Annotated in this window: 12 protein-coding genes; 10 read left to right on the top strand and 2 right to left on the bottom strand. The window is 63.6% G+C overall.

Annotated features, from left to right (window positions below):
- From YUO_RS48415 to phoB, 7 genes are all read left to right on the top strand, one after another.
- Nucleotides 1-138: ATP-binding protein (locus YUO_RS48415; RefSeq protein ID WP_347335971.1), on the top strand; the 138-nt coding region annotated here is incomplete at its 5' end.
- A gap of 139 nt (nt 139-277) precedes the next feature.
- The gene (pstS, locus tag YUO_RS0138350) at nt 278-1,288 is read left to right on the top strand and encodes a phosphate ABC transporter substrate-binding protein PstS (RefSeq protein ID WP_028351838.1); all 1,011 of its coding nucleotides are present in this window, start codon (nt 278-280) and stop codon (nt 1,286-1,288) included.
- A gap of 175 nt (nt 1,289-1,463) precedes the next feature.
- Complete coding sequence (gene pstC, locus YUO_RS0138345; RefSeq protein ID WP_028351837.1) at nt 1,464-2,462, top strand: phosphate ABC transporter permease subunit PstC; 999 nt, start codon at nt 1,464-1,466, stop codon at nt 2,460-2,462.
- Nucleotide 2,463: 1 nt separating this feature from the next.
- On the top strand, nt 2,464-3,309 hold the full coding sequence (pstA, locus tag YUO_RS43455; RefSeq protein ID WP_035728616.1) for a phosphate ABC transporter permease PstA: 846 nt from the start codon (nt 2,464-2,466) through the stop codon (nt 3,307-3,309).
- Complete coding sequence (gene pstB / locus YUO_RS0138335; protein WP_028351836.1) at nt 3,306-4,127, top strand: phosphate ABC transporter ATP-binding protein PstB; 822 nt, start codon at nt 3,306-3,308, stop codon at nt 4,125-4,127. Before pstA ends, pstB begins: the two co-directional genes overlap by 4 nt.
- A gap of 11 nt (nt 4,128-4,138) precedes the next feature.
- On the top strand, nt 4,139-4,855 hold the full coding sequence (phoU, locus tag YUO_RS0138330; protein ID WP_028351835.1) for a phosphate signaling complex protein PhoU: 717 nt from the start codon (nt 4,139-4,141) through the stop codon (nt 4,853-4,855).
- 10 nt (nt 4,856-4,865) lie between these two features.
- Nucleotides 4,866-5,570, top strand: a complete 705-nt coding sequence (phoB, locus tag YUO_RS0138325) for a phosphate regulon transcriptional regulator PhoB (RefSeq protein WP_028351834.1) — start codon at nt 4,866-4,868, stop codon at nt 5,568-5,570.
- A 380-nt stretch (nt 5,571-5,950) separates the two neighbouring features.
- Here the strand turns inward: phoB and YUO_RS0138320 are convergent, their stop codons facing one another.
- Entirely contained in the window at nt 5,951-6,460 is a 510-nt protein-coding gene (locus YUO_RS0138320) for a GcrA family cell cycle regulator (RefSeq protein ID WP_028351833.1), read from the bottom strand.
- A gap of 495 nt (nt 6,461-6,955) precedes the next feature.
- Between YUO_RS0138320 and YUO_RS0138315 the strand changes: the two genes are divergently transcribed.
- From YUO_RS0138315 to YUO_RS0138305, 3 genes are all read left to right on the top strand, one after another.
- Nucleotides 6,956-8,164, top strand: a complete 1,209-nt coding sequence (locus YUO_RS0138315; protein ID WP_028351832.1) for an aspartate aminotransferase family protein — start codon at nt 6,956-6,958, stop codon at nt 8,162-8,164.
- The gene (gene argF / locus YUO_RS0138310) at nt 8,164-9,090 is read left to right on the top strand and encodes an ornithine carbamoyltransferase (protein ID WP_028351831.1); all 927 of its coding nucleotides are present in this window, start codon (nt 8,164-8,166) and stop codon (nt 9,088-9,090) included. Before YUO_RS0138315 ends, argF begins: the two co-directional genes overlap by 1 nt.
- Nucleotides 9,091-9,287: 197 nt before the next feature.
- Nucleotides 9,288-10,292 (top strand): Hsp33 family molecular chaperone, encoded by a 1,005-nt coding sequence (locus tag YUO_RS0138305; RefSeq protein WP_028351830.1) that lies wholly within the window; start codon nt 9,288-9,290, stop codon nt 10,290-10,292.
- A gap of 111 nt (nt 10,293-10,403) precedes the next feature.
- Here YUO_RS0138305 and apaG read toward each other — a convergent pair whose 3' ends face one another.
- Complete coding sequence (gene apaG / locus YUO_RS0138300; RefSeq protein ID WP_028351829.1) at nt 10,404-10,796, bottom strand: Co2+/Mg2+ efflux protein ApaG; 393 nt, start codon at nt 10,794-10,796, stop codon at nt 10,404-10,406.

Here is a 10,796-nt window from a genome sequence, read left to right as displayed (position 1 = left end):
GGAACCGGGCTCGGCTTATCCTTGGTGAAACATATTCTTAACCGCCATCGCGGCCGGCTGTTGATCGAAAGCGTGCCGAAAAACGGCGCCACCTTTACCGCCTGTTTTCCCCCGGCGAAACCCCCGACAGCGGCATAAATGCAAGCGATTTCAGTCGCTTGCGTCTGTCATCCAACTGTCATCTAACCTTCGTAAAAGCTCTATCGACCGCGCCTACACGGGCGGCATGAGCGCGATCGGGCGCAACGGCGCTTCGCTCAGGATATGGAGATCAACCATGAATTTCGTCAGGACAATCGTCGCCGCCGGCTTGCTCGCCGCGTCGACCTCGGCCTTCGCTGCCGACATCACCGGCGCGGGCGCCACCTTCCCGTTCCCGATCTATTCGAAGTGGGCCGACGCCTACAAGAAGGAGACCGGCAACGGCCTGAACTACCAGTCGATCGGCTCCGGCGCCGGCATCAAGCAGATCCAGGCCAAGACTGTCACCTTCGGCGCCACCGACGCCCCGCTGAAGGCCGAGCAGCTCCAGAAGGACGGCCTAGTGCAGTGGCCGATGGTGATGGGCGCCATCGTTCCGGTCGTGAACCTCGAAGGCATCAAGCCGGGCGAACTGGTGCTGTCGGGCGAAGTGCTCGGCGACATTTATCTCGGCAAGATCAAGAAGTGGGACGACGCGGCAATCGCCAAGCTCAATCCGAAGCTGAAGCTGCCGGCGGACGCCATCACCGTGGTTCGCCGCTCCGACGGTTCGGGCACCACCTTTAACTTCACCGACTATCTCTCGAAGTCGAACGCCGACTGGAAATCCAAGGTCGGTATGGGCACCGCGGTCGAGTGGCCGGTCGGCGTCGGCGCCAAGGGCAATGAAGGCGTCGCCGGCAATATCGGCCAGACCAAGAACGCGATCGGCTACGTCGAGTATGCCTACGCCAAGCAGAACAAGCTGACCCATACCGCGATGATCAACAAGGCCGGCAAGACGGTGCAGCCGACCATTGCCGCGTTCCAGGCGGCTGCGTCCAATGCCGACTGGGCCAGCGCGCCTGGCTATTACGTGATCCTGACCGACCAGCCTGGCGATGCCTCCTGGCCGATCACTGCAGCGACCTTCATCCTGATGCACAAGGACGCAGCGGATAAGGCCGCGTCCCAGGAAGCCATCAAGTTCTTCAAGTACGCCTTTGAGAAGGGCGACAAGATGGCCGAAGAGCTCGACTACATTCCGATGCCGGATTCGGTCGTCAAGATGATCGAAAAGACCTGGTCGTCGGACATCAAGAGCTGAGACCTCGTGTCCCGGATGCGGTGCAGCGTGCAACGCTGCGCCGCAGAGCCGGGACCCACTGGCGGCCAATCAAGAAGAATAGGCCCCGGAATAGCAGCGCACCGCAAGCGCGCTGCGCTGCATCCGGGGCACGAGACGGATCGAACCGGATCAAGTAGAAGTACAGGGGACCAGCGTGGCAGAGATGGCGGTTGAAAGCGACGTGATGGAAGCTGCCGGACCCTACGATCGCGCCAGGGCCCTCAGCGCTTTCAAGTTCGGCGATGTCACCTTCTACTGGATCACGCGCGCCTGCGCGATCTCGGTGCTCCTCATCCTCGGCGGTATCATCGTTTCGCTGATCATCGGCGCCTGGCCGGCGATCCAGGAATATGGCGCGGCCTTCCTGTGGACGCAGCGCTGGGCACCGTCGGCCGACCCGCCGGTACTGGGCGCGCTCGGTCCGGTCTACGGCACGCTGATCACCTCCGTGATCGCGATGGCGATCGCCATTCCGGTCGGGCTCGGCATCGCGGTGTTCCTCACCGAGATCTGCCCGCTCTGGCTGCGCCGTCCCATCGGCCTTGCGATCGAACTGCTCGCCGGCATTCCTTCCATCATCTACGGCATGTGGGGCTTCTTCGTGCTGGGGCCGTTCCTGGCCAATAACTTTCAGCCGTTCATGATCAGCATGTTCGACGGCGTTCCGGTGCTGGGCACGATCTTCGCCGGCCCGCCTTCCTATCTCAGCCTGTTCAACGCGTCATTGATTCTGGCGATCATGGTGCTGCCCTTCATCACGGCGATCTCGGTCGACGTCTTCAAGACGGTGCCGCCGGTGCTGAAGGAAGCCGCTTATGGCGTCGGCTGCACCACCTGGGAAGTCGTCCGCAACGTCGTCGTTCCCTATACGCGCGTCGGCGTGATCGGCGGCATCATGCTGGCGCTCGGCCGTGCGCTTGGCGAGACCATGGCGGTCACCTTCATCATCGGCAATTCGTTCAAGATCCAGTCCTCGATCTTCGCGCCGGGCACCACGATCTCGGCCGCGATCGCCTCCGAATTCGCCGAGAGCGATGGGTTGCACCAGTCGGGCCTGATACTGCTCGGGCTGCTGCTGTTCGTGCTGACCTTCTGCGTGCTCGCGGCCGCGCGTCTGATGCTGATGCGGCTGGAAAAGAAAGCGGGGAACTAAGATGAACCCGATCTACGCATCGCGCCGCCGCAACGACGTCATCATCCGGATGCTGTGCCTCGCCGCCGCGCTGTTCGGCGTGACCTGGCTGGCGCTGATCCTGTTCACGCTGTTCTACAACGGCCTTGCCGGCCTCAATCTCGCTGTCTTCGCCCAGGACACGCCGCCGCCGGGATCTACCGACGGCGGCCTGCGTAACGCCATCATCGGCTCGATCATCATGACCGTGATCGGGGTCGGCATCGGCGCGCCGCTCGGCCTGTTTGCGGGAACCTATCTCGCCGAATACGGCAAGCACGACAAGCTCACTTCGGTGATCCGCTTCATCAACGACATCCTCTTGAGCGCGCCGTCGATCATCATCGGTCTGTTCATCTACGGCGCCATCGTGGTGCCGATGGGCGGCTTCTCGGCCTTTGCCGGCTGCCTCGCGCTGGCCGTGATCGTGATCCCAGTGGTGGTGCGCACCACCGAGGACATGCTCGGCCTGGTGCCCAATCCGCTGCGCGAGGCGGCGTCCGCGCTCGGCCTGCCGCGCTCGCTGGTGATCCGGCGGATCGCCTACCGCGCCGCGCGCGCCGGCCTGATCACCGGCGTCCTGCTCGCCACCGCCCGCGTCGCCGGTGAAACCGCGCCGCTGTTGTTCACCGCGCTCTCCAACCAGTTCTTCAGCCTGGACCTGACCAAGACGATGGCGAACCTGCCGGTCACCATCAACAACTTCGTCCAGAGCCCCTATGTCTACTGGAAGCAGCTCGCCTGGAGCGGCGCACTGTTGATCACGCTCACCGTATTGGCCCTGAATATTGGCGCGCGCATTCTCGGCGCCGAGAGGACATCCAAATGACCGATCTCTCCGTATCCGTGAGTTCCGCAAACGGGCCGGTCCCGCAGGTGACGTTGCCCGAAGCCGCGCCCAAGGTGACCGCGCGGGGCCTGAACTTCTACTATGGCGAGCATCACGCGTTGAAGGACATCAACCTGACGCTCGGCACCCATCGCGTCACCGCCTTTATCGGGCCGTCCGGCTGCGGCAAATCCACGTTGCTGCGGATATTCAACCGGATGTACGATCTCTATCCGGGTCAGCGCGCCACCGGTCAGCTCTTGCTCGACCAGACCAACGTCCTCGACCCCAAGCTCGATCTCAATCTGCTGCGGGCCCGCGTCGGCATGGTGTTCCAGAAGCCGACGCCGTTCCCGATGACGATCTATGAGAACATCGCCTTCGGCATCCGTCTCTATGAGAAGATCTCCAAGTCGGAGATGGACGGCCGGGTCGAGAAGGCGCTGCGCGGCGGCGCGCTCTGGAACGAGGTCAAGGATAAGTTGAACGCCAGTGGCCTCTCGCTGTCTGGCGGTCAGCAGCAGCGGCTTTGCATCGCGCGCACCGTTGCGGTCAGGCCTGAGGTGATCCTGTTCGACGAGCCGTGCTCGGCGCTGGATCCGATCTCGACCGCCAAGATCGAGGAACTGATCCAGGAACTGGCGGAGGATTACACCATCGCCATCGTCACCCATAACATGCAGCAGGCGGCGCGCGTCTCCGACAAGACCGCCTTCATGTATTTGGGCGAGCTGGTCGAATTCGACGACACCAACAAGATTTTCACGTCGCCCAGTGATCGACGTACCCAGGACTACATCACCGGCCGGTTTGGTTGAGGAGATAGAATATGGCTTCCGAACACACCGCCAAGGCGTTCGACAGCGATCTGCAGGAATTGACCCGGCTGGTCGCCGAGATGGGCGGCCTGGTCGAACGCATGATCACCGAATCCGTCGACGCGCTGGTCCGCCGCGATATCCCGCTCGGCAAGCGCGTCGTCGCCACCGACGTCGAAGTTGACCGCCTGCAGCATCTGATCGAGGAGCGGGCGGTGCTGACCATCGCCCGCCGCCAGCCGATGGCGATCGATCTGCGCGAAATCGTCGGCGCGATGCGGGTTGCCACCGATCTGGAGCGGATCGGCGACCTTGCCAAGAACATGGGCAAGCGCGTCGCGGCACTGGAGAACGATTTCCAGCCGCTGAAACTGATGCGCGGTCTCGAGCACATGACCGATCTGGTGCAGTCGCAGGTCAAGTCGGTGCTGGACGCCTATGCCGCGCACGATCTGCCGGCGGCGATGACGGTGTGGAAGGGCGACGAGGAAGTCGACGCCATCTGCACCTCGCTGTTCCGCGAGCTCCTGACCTACATGATGGAGGATCCGCGCAATATCTCGTTCTGCATCCACCTGATGTTCTGTGCCAAGAATATCGAGCGGATCGGCGACCACGCGACCAACATCGCCGAAACCGTGTTCTACATGATCGAGGGACAGCAAATGCTCGACAAGCGCCCGAAGGGCGACATGACGACGTTTGCCACGACCATCCCGAATACCTGAGGAAGATAGAATGAGTGCGCGCATAATGGTGGTCGAGGATGAGGAAGCGCTCACCACGCTGTTGCGCTACAACCTCGACGCAGAAGGCTATGAGGTCGAAACCGTCGGCCGCGGTGACGATGCGGATACGCGGCTGAAGGAGCGCGTGCCCGATCTCGTCGTGCTCGATTGGATGCTGCCGGGGCTCTCCGGCATCGAGCTGTGCCGCCGCTTAAGGGCGCGCCCCGAGACCAAGCAATTGCCGATCATCATGCTGACCGCGCGTGGCGAAGAGAGCGAGCGGGTGAGGGGGCTGGCGACCGGCGCCGACGATTACATCGTCAAGCCGTTCTCGGTGCCGGAACTGCTGGCGCGCGTGAAGGGCCTGCTGCGCCGTGCGAGCCCCGAGCGGCTCGCCACCGTGCTGACCTATGGCGACATCGAACTCGATCGCGAAAAGCGCCGCGTCGCGCGCTCGGGCCGCCAGATCGATCTCGGCCCGACCGAGTATCGCCTGCTGGAATTTTTCCTCGAGCATCCCGGCCGCGTCTTCAGCCGCGAGCAGTTGCTCGACAGCGTCTGGGGCCGCGACATCTATATCGACGAGCGCACCGTCGACGTCCACATCGGCCGCCTGCGCAAACTGCTCAACCCCGGCCGCGAGCAGGATCCGATCCGCACCGTCCGCGGCGCAGGGTATGCGCTGGATGACCGCTTTGCGAAGGTGGAGCCGTAGCGTTCCGCTATCGTGGCCGCAAAGTGCACCGTCGTTTCCGCAAGCTCCACTGTCGTCCCCGCCTAGTGCGCAATTGCGCACGGGGTGCGGGGACCCGTAACCACAAATCTCGATCGTTGAAATGCGCTAGAGCTCCAGCGAGGTATGGCCACCGACTTCGATGGTTGCCGTGCTTACCTCGCCCCGCTTGCGGGGAGAGGTCGGATCGCATCGCAAGATGCGACCGGGTGAGGGAGTACAGGTCTATCGATAGACCGTGATCGCGGTGAGAGCCCCTCACCCCAACCCTCTCCCCGCAAGAGCGGAGCGAGGGAGCGCAACTGGCGCGGCCTTCGATCGCTCAGCTACAGCGGAGCGAAGTCGTCGCTCGCGCCTCTCAATCACCTCGTCTGCTTCGGCTGCTGCCGCCGCCGATCGGCGGCGGGCTGGTAGGCGATGCGCGAGTGGTGGGCGCAATAGGGCAGGCCGGTGAGCGCCTTGCCGCCGCAGAAGAAGAATTCCGGGCTCGAGGGATCGCCGACCGGCCAGTGGCAGGTGGCCTCGTTCAGTTCGAGCAGCGACAGCCGCTGGCTCATCGGCACGACGTTGTCGAAGGCGATCGGATCCGGCTCCATCTCGACTTCGAAGGCGTGTGCCAGCGCGGTGTTGCCGCGCGAGACCGGGCGCGACACCCGCATCATCGGTTGGGCGGGGCGTGCCTTGCGCTGCCGCGGGGCGGCCGAGGAGGGGCTCTTGGCACGGCCGGACAGGCCCAGCCGGTGCACTTTGCCGATCACGGCGTTTCGCGTCACATTCCCGAGTTCCGCAGCGATCTGGCTCGCCGACAATCCGGCTTCCCAGAGCTTCTTAAGCTGTTCGACGCGATCGTCGGACCAGGTCAAAACCGTCATCGTAATCTTCCCTTCGCGTCGCGCCGGCCAATCGGGGGCAGCGCTGGCGAGTCATTCGTCTCAAAAATCCCTGCGGTCAGAATCCCTTAGCCCTCGCCGGACGCGCTAACCGCGCCGAACGTTTACGCCTGCACAAAAGGACTCTAAGGGATCAGAACTGCCGCACGAGATGTCGTACCCGACAGCCCAAAAGCTACAATATGGCGGGACTCGGGCGCAAGAGTCCGGGCTCGAACGTCCACATGTTCTGACATCTAGGCATTTCACTGCGTGTTTTCCACCACACCGCAATCTTACGGATTTCAGCATCTTGCACTGCAGGAAGGGCTGTTCCGTGGCGTGTTGACAGCGCCCCACGCCCACATAGAATGCCTCTCACGTGCCGCCCTTAAGAGGCGGCACGTTTCGTTTTCGCAAGACCGGCTGTTGCCGCGTTCGCGCCAATGCACGCCCGCGGCAGGTCTCAAAGGCAGGTCTCAAACCTCAGTGATTGCCATGACCAATAGCGCCACGTCGCATCTGCTCCCTGTCTTCGCCAGGGTCGATCTCGGCTTCGAACGCGGCGAGGGCTGCTGGCTGACCGCCACCAATGGCGAGCGCTATTTGGACTTCACCTCGGGCGTCGCGGTGAATGCGCTCGGTCACTGCCATCCGCACCTGATCGCGGCGCTGCAGGAACAGTCGACGAAACTCTGGCACATGTCGAACCTGTTCAAGTCGCCGGATGGCGAGAAGCTCGCCGCGCGGCTCTGCGAGCAGAGCTTTGCCGACCTCGTGTTCTTCTGCAATTCCGGCGCGGAGGCGATGGAAGGCGTAATCAAGGTCGTGCGCCGCTATCAATTCTCCAAGGGCCATCCTGAACGCTATCGCCTCGTCACCTTCGAGGGCGCCTTCCACGGCCGCACGCTGGGCACGCTCGCAGCCACCGGCTCCGCCAAATATCTCGAAGGCTTTGGGCCGCCGATGGACGGTTTCGACCAGGTGCCGCATGGCGATCTCGAAGCGGTCAAGACAGCGATCGGCCCGCAGACCGCGGGCATCCTGATCGAGCCTGTGCAGGGCGAGGGCGGCGTGCGCTCCGCGCCGCAGTCTTTCTTCAAGGCGCTGCGCCAGCTCTGCGACGAGAAGGGCCTGTTGCTCGCGTTCGACGAGGTGCAGACCGGCATGGGCCGCACCGGCGATCTCTTCGCCTATAAGCGCGTTGGCGTGACACCGGATGTGATGTCGCTGGCCAAAGCGTTGGGTGGCGGCTTCCCGATCGGCGCGGTGCTGGCGACGACGGAAGCCGCAAGCGGCATGACGCCGGGCTCGCACGGCTCGACCTTCGGCGGCAATCCGCTGGCGATCGCAGCCGCCAATGCCGTGCTCGACGTGATGCTGAAGCCTGGCTTCTTCGATCACGTGCAGAAGATGTCGCTGCTGTTGAAGCAGAAACTGGCCTCCGTCGTCGACCGCTATCCCGCCGTGCTGTCGGAAGTGCGCGGCGAGGGGCTTTTGATCGGCGTCAAGGCCGTGGTGCCGTCGGGCGATCTCGTTAACGCATTGCGCGACGAGAAATTGCTCACCGTCGGCGCCGGCGACAATGTGGTGCGATTCCTGGCGCCGCTGATCGTCACCGAGGCCGAGATCGAGGAATCCGTGCAAAGGTTGGAGCGCGCCTGTGTCGCGCTCTCCGCTGGCCAGTTGAAGAAGGCGGCGGGATGATGAGCAAGTCCGTCCGCCACTTCCTCGACATCAACGAACTGCCGTTAGATGAATTGCGCAGCATGCTGGCGTTAAGCGCCACCATGAAGGCGAAACTGAAGGCACATGAGAAGGGCAAGAAGCCGCTCGAAGGCAAGACGCTGGCGATGATCTTCGAACGTCCCTCGACCCGCACCCGGGTGTCGTTCGACGTCGGCATGCGCCAACTCGGCGGCGAAGCCATCATGCTGACCGGTGCCGAGATGCAGCTCGGCCGCGGCGAGACCATCGCCGACACCGCGCGCGTGCTGTCGCGCTATGTCGATGCAATCATGATCCGCATCCTCAACCACGACGCGCTCTTGGAATTGGCCGCGCACGCCACTGTGCCCGTGATCAACGGCCTGACGCGGCGCTCGCATCCCTGCCAGGTGATGGCCGACCTGATGACCTTCGAGGAGCATCGCGGGCCGATCGAGGGCCGCACCGTGGCCTGGACCGGCGACGACAACAACGTGCTGGCCTCGTGGGCGCACGCAGCCGAGCGTTTCAAGTTCAAGCTCAATGTCGCAACCCCGCCGCAGCTTGCGCCGAACAAGGCGATGAAGGACTGGATCAAGGCAACGCAGGCGCCGATCGTGCTCGGCACCGATCCCGAAGCCGCCGTGCGCGGCGCCGATTGCGTCGTCACCGACACCTGGGTGTCGATGGGAGACAAGGATGGCGAACACCGCCACAATGTGCTGAAACCTTATCAGGTCAATGCGAAGCTGATGTCGCTGGCCAAGCCGGACGCGATCTTCATGCACTGCCTGCCCGCCCATCGCGGCGAGGAAGTCACTGACGAGGTGATCGACGGCGCGCAGTCGGTCGTGTTCGACGAGGCCGAAAATCGCCTGCATGCGCAGAAAGGCATTCTGGCCTGGTGTTTTGACGCGGTGGGGTAGCTATCTCCGTCGTCCCTGCGTACGCAGGGACCCATACGCCGCGGCCCTGATGATTGAAGGCAGTGGCTGACGCTCTGCCTGACTCACGACGCCCCGTGGTTATGGGATCCCTGCGTTCGCAGGGACGACGGGTGAAGATAGTTTCGCTGCTCTCAAACCCCTTCCGTTTTGCATTCCGAACCCCCAGATAGAGGTCCATGGTTTCTGAATCCCCCGACATCAAAATCACGACCGAGGCGCCGATCCGCGCGCCGTCGTCCGTTCCCGTCGATGATGCGGTGCTGCCGTTCGAGGTCGCCTCGCTCGATCTGCGCGGACGGCTGACCCGGCTCGGCCCCGCGCTCGACGACATCCTGACCAAGCACGATTATCCGGCGCCGGTTGGAAAACTGCTTGGCGAAGCGATCGTGCTGGCGACGCTGCTCGGCTCGGCGTTGAAGTTCGACGGCCGTTTCATTTTACAGACGCAGACCGATGGCCCGGTGTCGTTTCTGATCGTGGATTTCCAGTCGCCGGATCGGCTGCGCGCCTATGCGCGCTACGACGCAAGACGGTTGAAGGACGGGCAGGATTCAGGCGCCCTGCTCGGCAAGGGCCATCTCGCGATGACCATCGATCAGGGCGCGGACATGAGCCGCTATCAGGGACTGGTGGCGCTCGACGGCGGCAGCCTCGAGGATGCCGCGCATGAATATTTCCTGCGCTCCGAGCAGATCCCGACCCGCGTGCGGCTCGCGGTCGGCGAAGAATGGCGCGGCGGCGACGGCGGCAAACATCGCTGGCGCGCCGGCGGCATGCTGCTGCAATTCCTACCGAAGGCGCCCGAGCGGGCGCGGCAGGCTGACCTGCATCCGGGCGACGCGCCGGAAGGCGCGGTTACGCATCAGGTGGCGGAAGACGACGCATGGGTGGAAGGTCAGTCGCTGATCGGTACCGTCGAGGATGTCGAACTGATCGATCCCGATCTGTCGGGCGAGCGCCTGCTGTATCGCCTGTTTCACGAGCGCGGCGTGCGCGTGTTCTCGCCGCTCTCCTTGCGCGCACAATGCTCCTGCTCGCGCGAGGCGGTCTCGGCGATGCTGAAAAGTTTTGCGCCCAAGGACCGCGCCGAGATGGTCAAGGACGGCAAGGTGGTGGTGACCTGCGAGTTCTGCTCCTCGGTCTACCAGTTCACCCCGCATGAAGCGGGCGTGGAAGAGTAGGGACCGTAGGGTGGGCAAAGGCGCTAGCGCCGTGCCCACCATCCATCAACGAGCACGCTTCGTGATGGTAGGCACGCTAGCGCTTTGCCCACCTCATATGATGGCCGCTCGTCAATTCAACACCCGCTTATTGTCCGGGCTGTCCAGCGAGAACGTCGGCACGTCAATCTCGAAACGCTCGCCGCTTTCGCTGACCATTTGATAGCGCCCGGTCATGAAGCCCGATGCGGTCGGCAGCGGCACGCCGCTGGTATATTCGAAGCGTTCGCCCGGCGCCAAAACAGGCTGCTCGCCGACCACGCCCTCGCCGCGGACTTCCTGCTTGCGGCCGGTGGCGTCGGTGATGATCCAGTGCCGGGTGCGAAGCTGCACGGTCTCGGCGCCGGTATTGGTGATGACGATGGTGTAGGACCAGAAATACTGGCCCTTGTCGACCGACGAGCGCTCGGGGAGGAAGTTCGGTTCGACGGTGACTTCGATCTGACGGGTGACGGCGCGGTACAT

Source organism: Bradyrhizobium murdochi (genome assembly GCF_000472965.1).
In the GTDB taxonomy this organism is placed as follows: domain Bacteria; phylum Pseudomonadota; class Alphaproteobacteria; order Rhizobiales; family Xanthobacteraceae; genus Bradyrhizobium; species Bradyrhizobium murdochi.
This window is presented reverse-complemented; position numbering and strand designations above follow the sequence as displayed.

What these genes read in the sequence shown, in the direction of transcription:
- pstS (WP_028351838.1), top strand. Translation starts at nt 278, where the DNA reads ATGAATTTCGTCAGGACAATCGTCGCCGCCGGCTTGCTCGCCGCGTCG.
- pstA (WP_035728616.1), top strand. Translation starts at nt 2,464, where the DNA reads ATGAACCCGATCTACGCATCGCGCCGCCGCAACGACGTCATCATCCGG.
- pstB (WP_028351836.1), top strand. Translation starts at nt 3,306, where the DNA reads ATGACCGATCTCTCCGTATCCGTGAGTTCCGCAAACGGGCCGGTCCCG.
- phoU (WP_028351835.1), top strand. Translation starts at nt 4,139, where the DNA reads ATGGCTTCCGAACACACCGCCAAGGCGTTCGACAGCGATCTGCAGGAA.
- phoB (WP_028351834.1), top strand. Translation starts at nt 4,866, where the DNA reads ATGAGTGCGCGCATAATGGTGGTCGAGGATGAGGAAGCGCTCACCACG.
- YUO_RS0138320 (WP_028351833.1), bottom strand. Translation starts at nt 6,460, where the DNA reads ATGACGGTTTTGACCTGGTCCGACGATCGCGTCGAACAGCTTAAGAAG.
- YUO_RS0138315 (WP_028351832.1), top strand. Translation starts at nt 6,956, where the DNA reads ATGACCAATAGCGCCACGTCGCATCTGCTCCCTGTCTTCGCCAGGGTC.
- argF (WP_028351831.1), top strand. Translation starts at nt 8,164, where the DNA reads ATGAGCAAGTCCGTCCGCCACTTCCTCGACATCAACGAACTGCCGTTA.
- YUO_RS0138305 (WP_028351830.1), top strand. Translation starts at nt 9,288, where the DNA reads ATGGTTTCTGAATCCCCCGACATCAAAATCACGACCGAGGCGCCGATC.
- apaG (WP_028351829.1), bottom strand. Translation starts at nt 10,796, where the DNA reads ATGTACCGCGCCGTCACCCGTCAGATCGAAGTCACCGTCGAACCGAAC.